Raw genomic sequence first — 13,903 nt, forward strand, 5'->3', positions numbered from 1 at the left:
CCCTTCGTTCGATCAATTGCTCTCGGTTGTATCTTTCTTGATTTGCCACCAAACATGTCCGTCATCGGCTAAAAGATCATCGGATGCAAGCGGACCTGTAGATCCTGCAGCGTAGTTCGGGAAAGACTCTTCTTTCGTATGCTCCCATGCATCGGAAATCGTGTCGACAAACTTCCATGAAAGGGCAACCTCGTCCCAATGCGTGAAGTTTGTAGCATCTCCGCGCATGCTATCAAACAAGAGCTTCTCATACGCCTCTGGGGAATTGATATGCTCGATCCCTTTGTTGGATACTGTCAGCTTCATTGGCTTCGTATTCGAAGTCGTTCCGGATTTCTTGACATTTAAGTATAGTGTGATGCCCTCATCAGGCTGGATATTGATAACGAGCAAGTTCGGGTTCAAGGTTTCTTCCGTTTTGTAATACAAATTCATCGGAATATCTTTGAATTGGACAACGATATTCGTTGATTTTACATCCATCCGCTTACCGGTGCGGATATAAAAAGGAACACCTGCCCAACGGAAGTTATCAATCAGCAATTTCCCTGCAACATAAGTTTCCGTATTGGAATCAGGATTTACGTTATGTTCGTTGCGGTAACCCGGCAGTGCTTTTTCATCCACCGTTCCTTCCCCATATTGGCCGCGGATGAAGTATTTATCGACTTCGTCGACCTTCATCGGCCGCAGCGAACGCAATGCCCGCACCTTTTCGCTGCGGATCTCTTCCGTAGTCAAGGCGATCGGAGGCTCCATGGCAAGCAAGGCTACCATCTGAAGAAGATGATTTTGGACCATATCCCGTAGGGCGCCGCTCGTTTCATAATAACGTCCGCGTTCTTCAACGCCTAGCGTCTCACTGGAAGTAACCTGGATATTGGAGATATATCGATTATTCCAAAGCGGTTCGAATAGCGCATTCGAAAAACGAATGACTTCGATATTTTGAACCATCTCTTTACCTAAATAATGATCGATACGGTAAATTTCATCTTCGGCGAATGCCGTGCGGATCTGCTCATTCAATTTTTGGGCAGTATCGAAACTATGTCCAAATGGTTTTTCAATGACCAGGCGTTTATACCCTTTCGATTCAGTCAGGCCTTGCGCCTTGATTTGTTCGGCAATCGTCCCGAAAAACTCAGGTGCCATCGCTAAATAGAAAATGCGGTTTCCCTCTAATTGATATTGACCATCCAATTCCTCGGCAATCCCTTTTAATTGCTGATATGACTCCGAGCTCGAAACGTCATGGGAATGATAATGGAAATGGGAAATGAATTCATCGACTTTTTCTTCCGCGTGACCGAACGTAAGAATGGAGTCTTTGACACTTGATTGAAACTCCTCGTTCGTCAAGGATCTCCTTGCTACACCCACTACCGCGAATTTGTTGATTTTATCTTTTTGAAACAGCCGATATATGGAAGGAAACAATTTCCTTTTCGCCAAATCTCCAGTAGCACCAAAGATCATGATCAATGCCGTTGGTTTATTATTTTCTGTCATGTTAAAACCTCAACTTTCCGTTAATTCTATCTCTAAAGTTGGAATTCCCGTATGTGTACCAATTTCTAATTTTACGGTTAGCTTTCCCTCAAAGCAATCAATTTGCGCATTTTTTCTTATATTTCATAAAAAGTTTAATCTGATCGCGGTTTTAGTCGGTCATAAATGAAAGAATCGCCATGGTTATGCTATAGTTAAGCTATTAACGTTGGCAACGGAGGTAGGATTAGTGGATTTTGTTTTATTGGGTACAGGCGCCGGTGTACCGGCCAAGGCGCGCAATGTGACGTCAATCGCCCTGCAATTACTGGAAGAGCGGGGGACCGTTTGGTTATTCGATTGTGGTGAAGCGACACAACATCAAATTTTAAAAACGGCAGTCAAACCGCGAAAGATCGAAAAGATATTCATCACCCACTTACATGGCGATCACATCTTCGGCCTCCCTGGGCTGTTAAGCAGCAGATCTTTTCAGGGCGGAGTGGATAAATTGACCGTATATGGTCCAAAAGGGATCGATGCTTATATTAAGACAAGTATACTTGTGAGTGGCACTCATTTGAAATATCCATTGGAAATTGTCGAAATCGAAGAAGGCATCGTGTTTGATGATGACCAATTCACCGTGACGGCCATGCCGCTGGATCATGGCATATTCAGTGTCGGCTACCGGATTAAAGAGAAGGACCGTCCAGGAAGTCTGCGTGTGGACCTGCTGCATCAAGCTGGCGTTAAGCCAGGTCCGCTTTATAAAGCATTGAAGGATGGGCAAACGGTCCGACTCGAGGATGGCCGTGTCTTGAACGGGAAAGATTATTTAGGGGCTCCGCAAAAGGGACGGATCATCACGATTTTAGGAGACACAAGAGTGTGCGATAATGCCCTGGTACTTGCTGATTCGGCAGATTACCTGGTTCATGAAGCTACATTTTCTGCAGAAGAAACGGAAATGGCCTCTAGTTATTACCATTCGACAACCGTTCAGGCTGCAACAACGGCCTTGAAAGCAGGAGCCAAGCATTTAATCCTTACCCATATCAGCTCACGGTATAGCATCGAGGATTCGGAGAGGTTAAAGGATCAAAGCAAGGCAATCTTCGCAAACACGATCATGGCAGAAGATCTGATGACGATCAAGATTCCTTTATATGCTGAGAGAGAGGGAAGCTGAAATCAACTCGAATGTTTGATATAATGATACAACTGTTCATTGGATATTTAAAGGAGTGTAACCTATGACTGATCAAAGCAACTTACATAATAAAGCAATGGATTTCCTTTTAAAGACAAGCCGTACTTTCTTCATTCCGATCAGCTATCTCCCAAAAGGATTACAAGAGGCGATTGGAGCTGCCTATCTGTGCATGCGTGCCATCGATGAGATCGAGGATCATCCAGGCCTCCCGGCAGACAATAAGATTTCCCTGTTACAGGCGCTAAGCGGACTGCTTAAGGTGGATTACCGTGAAGAAGAGCTTCAATCGTTATTCAAGCCCTATAAGGAAGATTTGCCCGAGGTGACCTTACTTTTGGCTGATTGGATTCAGTATTGTCCTCAAGGAGCGAGAGCCAAAGTTTTGGAGTCCACACGGGAAATGGCCGAAGGCATGGCGAAATGGGTGAAGAAGGACTGGCAAATACATGATGAAGAAGAGCTTGATGATTACACCTATTATGTTGCAGGTTTAGTGGGGGTCATGCTTTCTGATATGTGGAACTGGTTTGATGGAACCGAAACGGATCGTGAACTTGCCATCGCATTCGGCCGTGGGCTCCAAACGGTCAATATTCTCCGTAACCGGGAAGAGGATGCGGAACGCGGGGTGAATTTTTATCCGGATGGCTGGGGTTTCGAAGAGATGCTCTCGCATACGGAACGTAATTTGGCATTAGCGGATGCCTATATTGCGGAGATAGAAACGAAAGAAATCATCCATTTCTGTAAAATCCCCTTGGAATTAGCAAAAGCAACCTTGAAAGCGTTAAAACAGGGCAAAGAAAAAATTGATCGTGCGACTGTAACCGATATCGTGAACCAAGTTGTCGAACATTGACCATTGCAAAAAAGCTGCCGTGAAAAGGTGACATTCCCTTTCACGGCAGCTTTTTTGGCGCAAGACATCTGATAACTCCAAAAATTCTAAAAAGTTAAAAAATACATTGGAATAATTGGGACTAAACGATTATAATTTAGGACATAAACGCGAAAAAGCTGACAAGATTGGAAAGGCATGATCTTAAATAAGTAAAAAGCGGGGGGAAACCATGAAAAAGAAATTATATTCGACATTAGCTATGACTTTAGTAGCAGGATTGGCATTGGCCGGGTGCGGGAGTGATAAGGATAAAGATACGGCCAAGGAAGGAAGCAAAGCGGATACCTACAACATCGGGGTGACCCAAATCGTTCAGCATGACTCACTGGATCAGGCATATGAAGGATTCAAGGCCGCGTTGAAGGACAGTGACGTCAAGGCCAAATATGATCTTCAAGTTGCCCAGGGCGATCAAAACAACAATCAGACGATTGCCACTAACTTTGTTGGCGATAAAGTCGATTTGATTTTTGCCAATTCAACTCCAAGTGCCCTAAGCGCTTTAAATGCGACAAAGGATATACCGATCGTGTTTACATCGGTTACAGACCCTGTGGCGGCGAAGCTGGTTACCTCTTTGGACAAACCAGGCGGGAATGTGACAGGGACGACGGATTCACATCCGGAAGCGATTGCCAAATCCATGAAATTCCTTGCGGAAGAACTTGGAGCGAAGACAGTTGGTACCGTTTATAATACAGGGGAGCAAAATTCGGTCGTCCAGATCAAAAACGTGAAAGAAGAGGCGAAGAAAGCGGGATTGAAAGTCGTGGAAGCGTCGGTTTCGACTTCAGCGGAGGTTAAGCAGGCAACGGAATCATTAATCGGGAAAGCGGATGCTTTTTATATCATTACCGATAATACGGTAGTCTCGGCACTTGAATCGGTCATTTCGGTTGCGAATGACGAAGATATCCCGCTGTTCGTTGGCGAGCTTGATTCCGTCAATGCCGGCGGCTTCGCAGCCTATGGCTTCAGCTACTTCGATATTGGCTATGAAGCTGGGCAAAAAGCGGTTGAAATCTTGAAGGATGGCAAAAAGCCTGGAGATATCCCGGTTCAATATCCACAAAAACTGAAGTTGGTCATCAATGAAAAGGCAGCAAAAGAAATGGGTGTTGAAATAAAAGAAGAATGGAAAGCAGATGCTGAGTTTGTAAAATAAACGCTGCTTTTGTTCGGGGAAGGAAGAAGAATATGCCTACAGCCTTATTCAATTCTTTTGAGTCGGGAATGATTTACGCGATTATGGCACTTGGTGTCTATTTAACATTCAGGATCCTCGACTTCCCGGATCTGACAGTCGAAGGAAGTTTTGTGACCGGTGCCTCCGTATCCGCCATTATGATCGTTAACGGATACTCGCCGATCGTGGCCACCTTATGTGCGCTGCTGGCCGGATTCATCGCTGGGGCCATAACGGGGCTTCTTCATACGAAGGGGAAGATCAATCCGCTCCTGGCAGGTATCTTGATCATGATCGCCCTCTACTCCATCAATTTAAGGATCATGGGGGCCTCCAACATCCCTTTGCTGTCCCAGACTACCATCATTACGAAAATCCAGGATGCCTTTGCTGGCACTGGGTTGGACAATATGTTGAATGGTCTTTTATCGATCGTTGGCCTCGGTGACAGCCTGCCGAAAACGTGGTCGGTTTTGATCGTCATGCTGATCATGGCGTTAATCATTCAAGCGGGGATGTCCGCTTTTTTGAAAACGGAGATAGGTCTTGCGTTACGGGCGACGGGGGATAATGAAGCGATGGTCAACAGTTTTTCCGCCCATACCGGCAACATGAAGATTCTGGGGCTTGCAATCGGCAATGCACTTGTTGCTTTCTCCGGATCTCTTGTTGCCCAATATAACGGCTTTAGCGATATTGGCATGGGAATTGGTATCATCGTCATCGGATTGGCCTCCGTCATCATTGGCGAAGCGTTGTTTGGTGCAAAAACGATTGCCCGTGCGACGCTTGCCGTGATCGGTGGAGCGATCATTTACCGCATCGTCGTCACCTTGGCCCTTCGGGTGAAATTCCTTGATACAGGTGATGTTAAATTAATTACGGCACTAATTGTGATCGGGGCACTTGTCATTCCGAAAATTTCCGATAAACAAAAGGAAAAGAGCCGGAAGAAAAAGCGTCTCAAGGAAATTCAATTGCGCCATGGAGGCACTCTATCGAAAGGCGGGGAAGGATATGCTTCGGTTAAATCAGATTTATAAGGTCTTCAATGAAGGGACACCGGACGAGAAGCTTGCCCTTGGGAATCTTGAATTGCAGATGACAAAAGGAGAGTTCGTAACGGTCATCGGAAGTAATGGTGCCGGGAAATCGACATTGATGAATATGATTTCCGGTAAAATCCTTCCTGATGCCGGTGAAGTGTTCATTGATGGAGAGAACGTTTCTGCGATCGAGGAGCATGCCCGTGCCAAAATGATCGGCCGTGTGTTTCAGGATCCGATGCTCGGTACGGCCCCGCATATGACAATCGAAGAAAATATGGCCATTGCCTATGGCAGGACCAATAGAAGAGGCCTAGGCTTCGGCGTGACCAAAAAACGCAAGGAGCTATTTAAAGAAAGCTTGGCTACCCTCCATTTAGGATTGGAAAACCGCATGACTGCCAAGGTCGGATTATTATCAGGCGGGGAGCGTCAGGCCTTATCCTTGTTGATGGCGACCTTCACCGATCCGAAAATCCTGCTTCTTGATGAACATACAGCCGCTCTCGACCCATCCAGGGCGGAGCTTGTAACAAATCTGACGAAGGAAATCGTCGAAAAAAACCGGTTGACGACCTTGATGGTCACTCATAATATGCAGCAGGCAATCGATCTCGGAAATTCCTTGATCATGATGGATAAAGGGCAAATCATCTTTGAGGCAAGAGGGGCTGATAAGCAGAAGCTTACGGTTGAAAAACTGCTTAACGAATTCCAGCGGATTAAAGGCGAGAAAATGATCAATGACCGTGCCGTTTTAATCTAAGATGAAAAGGCCTGACCCAATGGTGAAGCGAACCTTGGGTCAGGCCTTTTCAATGTATGGACCGGTATGGAAATGGCGTCATTGTGCCAATCATGAATTTAATCGCTGTCTGCCGTGCTCCATGAAGCCGAATCGCTCTTTCGGCCATTGCCGAAAATCATTTTCATGAACGGTCTTTTTTTCGTTTTTTTGGTGGCGGCGGTTTCTTCAGCAGCAAGGAAGTATTCAAATGGCGGGACTGTTGGCGTTTCTAGCGCTTCGATTCGGGCTTCGAGCTTTTTAACGAGTTTGTGCATTTCCTCCATTTCACTTCTGTGCTGTAAAAGCTGATAGGATACCACATCATCCGCTTTTGTTTTCAAACCATTTTCAAGCCGGATGACCCGTTCCATCAGCTGTTCATGTTCTTTTGACATTTCAGGGTGTTTTTGGACGGTTGCTTTTCTGATTTTACTCTCTGATATGCTGACCTTCTGGAGAATGATGCCCTCGTTCAGCTGATTTTGGATTTTTCTTAACAAGGCAATGTCTTCCTCTGAAAACTGGTAGTGGCCAAGCTGATTCCGTTCTACTTCCATGTTCAATTGGCTAACCCAACGTTGGATTGTACTATGGGAAACATTCAGTAACCGGGCAACTGCACTTGTATTCATCGAAATTCCCCCTTTTGGTTGTTGAATTCGATAAGGAAGAAGCAATTCCTTTACAGTTGACAAAACTTGTATCCATTCGGCAAAGAAAGTGGATTTCCTACGTAATTTGCATGAAGGATCAATCAATGAGGCAATTTCCTAAGGAGATGGTGGCAGGCTGGCCCATTCTCAAAAAGGGTATTTGCTTTTGATGTCGAATACCCCTTGCATAACCAAAAAAAGGAGGAATACCATGAACAGGATTAACCTTATTACGTTAGGTGTAAAGGATATGAGTAAGTCTTTAACATTTTATCGGGATGGATTAGGATTTCAGACATCGATTAAAGAGGATGCGCCTTCGATTGTTTTTTTCAATAATGCGGGAACGAAACTTGCTTTGTACCCTTTAGAGGAGTTAACGAAAGATATCAACGAGCTGGAGCCACCGAAGCTGGGTGGATTTTCGGGCATGACGCTTGCTTACAATGCCAAATCGGTTGAAGAAGTGAATGAGGTGATGGAAAAGGCCGAAAAGGCAGGAGGGATAATCGAGAAAACACCTCAAGAGGTGTTTTGGGGAGGATACAGTGGCTACTTTTCCGATCTTGATGGGTACTATTGGGAGGTGGCGTATTCGAAGGATTGGCGTTTTGATGACCAAGATATGCTGATCATAGAATGAGCGTTTAAAAGATTGCACGCGCAGGCATTCGTGCATCGTGAAAAAAGCTGTTGCCTCGCCACTCCAATATAGGGGTGCGAGGCAACAGTTCATCCTCATCGGCCCTACTGGGGGACGACATATTTTGCAAGTTCTTTGCTTATTTGATCACCCATTCGCTTTGACTGCTCAGTCGCTTCCTGTACACAGGCAATGAAGGCTTCCTGCACTTGGTGTGCTTGCAGCTGTTTCAAACCTGCTTCAGTCGTGCCGCCTGGTGAGGTTACTTCCTTCCTGAGCATGGCAGGGGTTTTAGGGGACTTCTGCAACATATCGGCCGCACCCAACAATGTCTGAAGAATCAATTGTTTCGCCGTTTGCGAATCGAGACCAATCGTTTCGGCTGATCGTTCCAGTGCCTCGACCAAGTAATAAATATAAGCCGGACCGCTGCCTGATAAGCCCGTTACCGCATCGAGCTGAATTTCTTCAACGATTGCGACCGTTCCTACCGTTTCAAACAGGGTGATGGCCGTTTGTAATTGCGACTCTTTCGTATGGCCATTAGCGGCAAGTGCCGTTGCTGACTTTCCTACGGTTGCCGATGTATTGGGCATGGCTCGGACGATGGAGAATTGCTTGTTGGCGATTCCCTCCAAGCTAGATGTGTGAACGCCGGCCACTACGGAAATGAACAGCATTTCTTCACGAATGTATTCTTTTATTGATTGCATCGTTTCTAACATATCTTTCGGTTTCACTGCGAGGACGACAAGGTCCGCGTCCTGCAATAAGGCCTGCAGCGATCTTGTGGTAGTCACCTCATACTGTTCCTTTAAATAATTGAATCTGTCATCATTTGTTTTATTCGTTACGAAAATATTTGCAGGCTGTATTACCTGTTGCGTCACCAGCCCCGAAATGATTGCTTCTGCCATCGATCCAGCGCCGATGAATGCGATTTTCTTCATAATTTCCGCTCCTTTTCTTCTTTCTAAAAACAAAAAGACCCCTCATCCAATAAAGGACGAAAGGTCTCGCTTCCGTGGTACCACCTTTGTTCAGCGTTCCAAATAAACAGGAATGCTGCACTCGCATCCTCTAACGCGGGATTTACGTCAGGTTTTCCTGAAGGCTCATAAGGTAGGTTCAATCATGAGAGGGCGATGAAGCCTTTCAGCACATTCCGGGCTTCATTCTCTTTACGCCATCAATAAATTTACTTGGCCTTAATCAAAGCCATGCCGTCTTTAATTACTTGTGATTATGAAGGATATATCGTTACTCTGTCAATGATAATATATGTAGCGACGTCAAAAAATAGACATGAATTATGTGAAAATAATGACAGTATTAAAAAATATATGTAAAATGGTAATTATACATTGATTTACTTGTTATGTGTACTAAGAATTTGGTTTCATGTAAAAAAAAATTTATATAAATATAATTTCTAAGGTGGAAATGATTATGGTGAACTGGAATGGAGATATTGCAAAAATTGCTTTGCCCACACCGTTTGCAGTGGGTGATGTAAATGTTTATGTAGTGAAGGGGGATGCATTAACCCTCATTGACACGGGCGTTAAAACGAAACGATCAAAAGAAGCGTTGACTCAAGGACTTGCCGATTTGGGTCTGGAGTTGAGCGATATCGAACAAATCATCTTGACACATCATCACCCCGATCATGCCGGCGCACTCGACTTCTTTGCAAAGGAAATTCCGGTCTATGGACATAAAAACAATCAGCGCTGGCTCGCCATAAGTGATGATTTCCTTGAAAATCATAATCGTTTCTTCCTTGATTATGCCTCGAAGTTTGGAGTCGCCGAAGAGTTGCAAAATAAATTGATCCATCATCGCGACGATATCCGTTTCCTTAGTGAACGGAAGCTGCAGGGGTTTTTGGCTGAGGGCGATGAACTGCCTGGACTTCCAGGCTGGAAAGCGATTGAGACTCCAGGGCACGCCCAAAGTCATTTATCCTTTTATCGCGAAAGTGACGGTGTCTTGATTGCCGGTGATCACTTGCTTGCCAAGATTTCACCTAATCCACTGATGGAACCGCCTATCCTTCCTGGGGGGATAAGGCCGCGGCCATTACTGCAATATAATGCTTCACTTCAGAAAATATTGGGCTTTTCCATTTCGATGGTCTACTCGGGACATGGCGATGAAGTGAAAGGCGATGCGGTGGCCGACCTGATTCAATATAGATTCGAGCGGCAGCATAATCGGGCGATGCAGGTGAAAAGCATGCTTTCCGATAAGCCGTTGTCGGTCTTTGAGGTGTGTAAGCAGTTGTTTCCGAAAGTATATCTTCAGGAAGTGGGCCTTACACTTTCGGAAACGATCGGTCAGCTGGACTATTTGGAAAATCTGGGTGAAGTCGAAACGGAAATCCAAGCTGGGGTCATTCTCTATTCAATCGCTTAATGGCCTAAAAGGAGGGGAAACTTTTTGGAAAACTTGCAAGGGAAAGTAATCGTGATCACCGGTGCTTCCGGAGGGATTGGCAAGGAAGTGGCTATCGAAGCGGCAAAGCAAGGCGGCCGTCTTGTGCTTTTGGCGAGAAGCCTTGATAAATTACAACAGGTAAAGAATGAGCTAATCACTCGTTATGGGATCGATGCATATGCCTTTAAGCTTGACGTGTCAGATACCGATCAAATCACATCGGTATTTCATGACATTCATATGCAAATAGGTGAAGTGGACGTATTGGTCAATAACGCTGGCTTCGGGACATTTAAAGAAGCGCAGGATACGGGAATAGACGAAACGAAAGCGATGTTTGCCGTCAATGTGATAGGATTAATGGCCTGTACAAAGCAAGTCCTTCCCTATATGAAGCAGAGGAAATCAGGGCATATCATCAATATTGCTTCACAGGCAGCTAAAATTGCCACTCCTAAATCAACTTTGTATTCTTCGACTAAATTCGCCGTACTCGGCTATTCAAATGCTCTCCGGCTAGAACTCATGGAAGATCGTGTTTATGTGACCACCGTCAACCCAGGGCCGATAGAAACGAATTTCTTCGGCATTGCTGATGAATCGGGTACATATGTAAAGAATGTTGAAAAATTCATGCTTAAACCTGAGCGTGTCGCGACTAAAATCGTCGCGGCGATGCTGACGAATAAGAGGGAAATCAATCTCCCGGGCTGGATGGATTTTGCTGGGAAATGGTATACCCTGTTTCCGGGAATCACCGAATTTTTAGGAAAAAAAGCATTTTTTAAAAAATAATTCATGTACGGATCCATATCCAAGCGTTCAGACAAAAGGGTTTTGAAATGGAAACATTTCGAAGCCTTTTTTTTGAAGCATGTATAAGAAGGTCCTCATACATCTTCATTTCCACGTGGATTGGAAGGGAAAGGTATGAAACTCCTGCAGCAAATGCGAGTCACGGAAACCCCGCCATAGGCGCAAAAGCGCCGAGGAGACTTTCCTGGACCGCTGCTTAAAAGCGGGTGCCTGGGGAGGAAAGGAATGATTAAAGTACAAGCCTTCCAAATCTGTAAGCAATCGGGACGCCACTTTCGTTTTTAAGCAAAGCGGGAAGTGTTACGGTCAAACTGTAAAAATTAAAAAACAGCAGACAAACTCCATTTTGATCGGAGTTTGTCTGCTATATCGAAGACCTTATTTTGGTGTGATCGTTTTTCGTCATTCATCCATGCATGCATACTATCTTAATGCTATGTAAACTTCAATTTCTCCATTAGGGTAATATTTTTCAAAATCAAATGAATATGCCCTATCCAATGTACCCGAATCCTCACGCGCCCATATTTCTTTCCAGGTGTTGATGACTCCATGTTCTACCGTTGTATCCACGATGAAGATTTCATATTTTGCGTTATTCGGAATTTCCAGTGAAGGTTCCCCATCATCCTCTTCAACGGTTATACTTAATGAATAATCACCTTTATAGTCACTTTCATACTTATGATATACAGCGTAGGTAATTCCCTTTTGATCGGCCAGACGATCGGAAGCCTTCTGCCATAATTCCGTAATCCTTTGCATCAAACGTTCGTCATTAAAATTATTGGTTCGTATGCTGTTTATGACTTTTAATTTCATGTGTTTTCTTCCTTTCAAAAGTTATTATGTACTAATTCTATAAAAGCACGTGAATTCCCTTCCTCTGCTGACTGAATCATCAGGTATCGAGATCCCATTTTCCTTACAAAAACGAGGTGCTGATCCTCTTTTTTAGCGATGGGATATTTATTTTAAATCGATTGGTAACCAAATCATGGTGAATTGCGTCTATTTCTTAGGAGGGATTTTCATGAAGAAGATGGTGAACCTTTATATGTTTTTGCTGGTCGTCTGCATGCTGGGGGGCTGTCGAACCTCCGATTGGAACAAGGAGGACATTGATAAGGGAGAAGAAGGCTTCATTACAGATCTCGATGATAGAAGGCTCCTGATTAAAGGAACGTACTATAAGGTGACCAATGATACATATATTCAAGATCAACATGGAAAGAACCTCGATTATTCCGAGTTGGAGGTTGGGATGAAAGTGAAGCCGTGGCACAGGGGCGGGGTCACGAAAACATTTCCTGGGAAAGCGAAAGCGGAACTGATTCTTGTTCTGACGGACGAGAAAAGCGCAGCCGAGCAGCGGGCGGTCACTGCTGCCCTCGAGCATGTCAGCGAAGCCGAGAGTCAGCGATTCATCATTCTTGAAGTCACTCATCTGCCGTCAGAGCATGTGTACACGATCGAAATGATGAATCGTTCCAATATGGATTCTTCCTTCATGGTGACTGTAGAGGATGTAACGGATGAGATCTTATATTTAAAATAGTGTAGGAGCAACCGGGGCAGGTTCCTTTGTCAATGAGGTTATGAAGATCACGGATTGTGGATTCACGGTTTCTGAGTTCATTGTCATTCACTGCGATCCACCCCTAAAAGTACCCTTCAGGGGTCTTTTTTTGTTCGTTCTCGAACAATGAAATGGCCTAAACAAAAAAAGAGCCGGACAGAAGATCTAGCCGGTTCTTTGACGTATAGGGTTTATAAAGTTTTCGCACCTAAATACCTTGGTTTCCAATAAGAATTATCCATATCCGTAATGGTTACTCCTTTTGAAGTCGAAGCCTGAATGAATTGGCCGTTCCCGATATAGATGCCAACATGTGATACACCTGTTCTTCCGGAAGAAGTATCAAAGAATACAAGATCCCCCTTAGAAGGTGACGATACTTTTAAACCTGTATTGGAATAGAGCAAGGATGTGGTACGCGGAAGGGTGATTCCTTGTGACTTCTGGAACACGTAATAGATGAAGCCGGAACAATCGAATCCAGCAGGAGTCGTTCCGCCCCATTTGTACGGTTTGCCCATCAAGGTTTTTGCATAGTTGATCATGCTTGTATTATTGACTTTATAAACGCCAAGTGCATTGAATGTGCCTCGGCCGGCGATTCCGTCGGCTGTTAGCCCTTTAGCTTTTTGGAATTTTTTTACTGCTGATGTGGAATAGGTTCCATAATATGTAGTCAGTGAACCTGAATATGTGAAATAACCTTTGGTTTTTAAAAGTTGTTGTAGTTGTTTGACATCGCTATGTGTCATTCCGGGTCTGAGGGTTTGGTCTCCAATATTAGCAAAGGCTTGCAGTGGGGTTAGCATCATGGCAGAAGCAACAGCAGCTGAAGCGATCCATTTCTTCATTATTTTCATTTCCTCTCTATCTATCTCACGATTGTTCTTAACAATATTATCCTACAATACCATTATGACAATTAGACATATTTTTAGTTACAATTACATTACAAAAAATAGATATAAATACCTAATGAAATGTTAGGCGAAAGTCTATTGAAATTAAATGTGATATAGAAGAGTCAGTAAGCATTTGGATTCATTTCCGATAATTCAAGCTGCGAATTGATTGATTATAAAAAAACTATATGGATATAAAGGGAAAAATTTGATATTAACCCATTATTAGTATGAATATATTTTC

The 13,903-nt window shown here is 44.2% G+C and carries 14 protein-coding genes; 9 read left to right on the forward strand and 5 right to left on the reverse strand.

The genetic code is table 11. The features are described 5' to 3' along the window. Positions 1-12 precede the first annotated feature (12 nt). Positions 13-1,512, reverse strand: a complete 1,500-nt coding sequence (gene zwf / locus CVN76_RS11330) for a glucose-6-phosphate dehydrogenase (RefSeq protein WP_100531327.1) — start codon at positions 1,510-1,512, stop codon at positions 13-15. Between the two features lie 229 nt (positions 1,513-1,741). Here zwf and rnz point away from each other — a divergent pair, with 229 nt between their 5' ends. From rnz to CVN76_RS11355, 5 genes are all read left to right on the forward strand, one after another. After that, positions 1,742-2,683: a ribonuclease Z gene (gene rnz / locus CVN76_RS11335; protein WP_100531328.1), complete on the forward strand. Its 942-nt coding sequence runs from the start codon at positions 1,742-1,744 to the stop codon at positions 2,681-2,683. A 64-nt stretch (positions 2,684-2,747) separates the two neighbouring features. Further along, positions 2,748-3,566: a squalene/phytoene synthase family protein gene (locus CVN76_RS11340; protein WP_100531329.1), complete on the forward strand. Its 819-nt coding sequence runs from the start codon at positions 2,748-2,750 to the stop codon at positions 3,564-3,566. A 211-nt stretch (positions 3,567-3,777) separates the two neighbouring features. Beyond that, entirely contained in the window at positions 3,778-4,773 is a 996-nt protein-coding gene (locus CVN76_RS11345; RefSeq protein ID WP_100531330.1) for an ABC transporter substrate-binding protein, read from the forward strand. Between the two features lie 32 nt (positions 4,774-4,805). Beyond that, positions 4,806-5,837, forward strand: a complete 1,032-nt coding sequence (locus CVN76_RS11350; protein ID WP_100531331.1) for an ABC transporter permease — start codon at positions 4,806-4,808, stop codon at positions 5,835-5,837. Continuing rightward, a complete protein-coding gene (locus CVN76_RS11355) occupies positions 5,812-6,606 on the forward strand; it encodes an ABC transporter ATP-binding protein (protein ID WP_100531332.1) in 795 nt (264 codons plus the stop codon). The genes CVN76_RS11350 and CVN76_RS11355 overlap by 26 nt, the downstream gene beginning before the upstream one ends. A gap of 98 nt (positions 6,607-6,704) precedes the next feature. Here CVN76_RS11355 and CVN76_RS11360 read toward each other — a convergent pair whose 3' ends face one another. Next, positions 6,705-7,259, reverse strand: coding sequence for a MerR family transcriptional regulator (locus CVN76_RS11360; protein WP_100531333.1), 555 nt, complete (start codon positions 7,257-7,259; stop codon positions 6,705-6,707). 232 nt (positions 7,260-7,491) lie between these two features. Here CVN76_RS11360 and CVN76_RS11365 point away from each other — a divergent pair, with 232 nt between their 5' ends. Then, positions 7,492-7,923: a VOC family protein gene (locus CVN76_RS11365; RefSeq protein WP_100531334.1), complete on the forward strand. Its 432-nt coding sequence runs from the start codon at positions 7,492-7,494 to the stop codon at positions 7,921-7,923. 104 nt (positions 7,924-8,027) lie between these two features. Here CVN76_RS11365 and proC read toward each other — a convergent pair whose 3' ends face one another. Next, a complete protein-coding gene (proC, locus tag CVN76_RS11370; protein ID WP_100531588.1) occupies positions 8,028-8,873 on the reverse strand; it encodes a pyrroline-5-carboxylate reductase in 846 nt (281 codons plus the stop codon). Positions 8,874-9,372: 499 nt separating this feature from the next. On the opposite strand from proC, the gene CVN76_RS11375 reads away from it, so the two are divergent. Further along, complete coding sequence (locus CVN76_RS11375; protein WP_100531335.1) at positions 9,373-10,341, forward strand: MBL fold metallo-hydrolase; 969 nt, start codon at positions 9,373-9,375, stop codon at positions 10,339-10,341. Between the two features lie 24 nt (positions 10,342-10,365). After that, positions 10,366-11,157 carry an SDR family NAD(P)-dependent oxidoreductase gene (locus tag CVN76_RS11380; RefSeq protein WP_100531336.1) on the forward strand — a complete coding sequence of 264 codons (792 nt, stop codon included), beginning with the start codon at positions 10,366-10,368 and terminating at the stop codon, positions 11,155-11,157. Positions 11,158-11,601: 444 nt separating this feature from the next. Here the strand turns inward: CVN76_RS11380 and CVN76_RS11385 are convergent, their stop codons facing one another. Continuing rightward, positions 11,602-12,000 carry a GyrI-like domain-containing protein gene (locus CVN76_RS11385; protein ID WP_100531337.1) on the reverse strand — a complete coding sequence of 133 codons (399 nt, stop codon included), beginning with the start codon at positions 11,998-12,000 and terminating at the stop codon, positions 11,602-11,604. A gap of 211 nt (positions 12,001-12,211) precedes the next feature. Here CVN76_RS11385 and CVN76_RS11390 point away from each other — a divergent pair, with 211 nt between their 5' ends. Then, positions 12,212-12,736: a hypothetical protein gene (locus CVN76_RS11390; RefSeq protein WP_100531338.1), complete on the forward strand. Its 525-nt coding sequence runs from the start codon at positions 12,212-12,214 to the stop codon at positions 12,734-12,736. A gap of 212 nt (positions 12,737-12,948) precedes the next feature. Here CVN76_RS11390 and CVN76_RS11395 read toward each other — a convergent pair whose 3' ends face one another. Further along, positions 12,949-13,608, reverse strand: a complete 660-nt coding sequence (locus tag CVN76_RS11395) for a C40 family peptidase (protein WP_100531339.1) — start codon at positions 13,606-13,608, stop codon at positions 12,949-12,951. Between the last annotated feature and the right edge of the window lie 295 nt (positions 13,609-13,903).

It is taken from the genome of Bacillus sp. mrc49 (assembly GCF_002803435.1).

Bases quoted from the DNA above. Each gene is read 5' to 3' on its own strand.
- CVN76_RS11350 (WP_100531331.1), top strand. From the start codon at position 4,806: ATGCCTACAGCCTTATTCAATTCTTTTGAGTCGGGAATGATTTACGCG.
- CVN76_RS11365 (WP_100531334.1), top strand. From the start codon at position 7,492: ATGAACAGGATTAACCTTATTACGTTAGGTGTAAAGGATATGAGTAAG.
- CVN76_RS11340 (WP_100531329.1), top strand. From the start codon at position 2,748: ATGACTGATCAAAGCAACTTACATAATAAAGCAATGGATTTCCTTTTA.
- CVN76_RS11390 (WP_100531338.1), top strand. From the start codon at position 12,212: ATGAAGAAGATGGTGAACCTTTATATGTTTTTGCTGGTCGTCTGCATG.
- CVN76_RS11360 (WP_100531333.1), bottom strand. From the start codon at position 7,259: ATGAATACAAGTGCAGTTGCCCGGTTACTGAATGTTTCCCATAGTACA.
- zwf (WP_100531327.1), bottom strand. From the start codon at position 1,512: ATGACAGAAAATAATAAACCAACGGCATTGATCATGATCTTTGGTGCT.
- CVN76_RS11385 (WP_100531337.1), bottom strand. From the start codon at position 12,000: ATGAAATTAAAAGTCATAAACAGCATACGAACCAATAATTTTAATGAC.
- CVN76_RS11395 (WP_100531339.1), bottom strand. From the start codon at position 13,608: ATGAAGAAATGGATCGCTTCAGCTGCTGTTGCTTCTGCCATGATGCTA.
- proC (WP_100531588.1), bottom strand. From the start codon at position 8,873: ATGAAGAAAATCGCATTCATCGGCGCTGGATCGATGGCAGAAGCAATC.
- CVN76_RS11345 (WP_100531330.1), top strand. From the start codon at position 3,778: ATGAAAAAGAAATTATATTCGACATTAGCTATGACTTTAGTAGCAGGA.
- CVN76_RS11375 (WP_100531335.1), top strand. From the start codon at position 9,373: ATGGTGAACTGGAATGGAGATATTGCAAAAATTGCTTTGCCCACACCG.
- CVN76_RS11355 (WP_100531332.1), top strand. From the start codon at position 5,812: ATGCTTCGGTTAAATCAGATTTATAAGGTCTTCAATGAAGGGACACCG.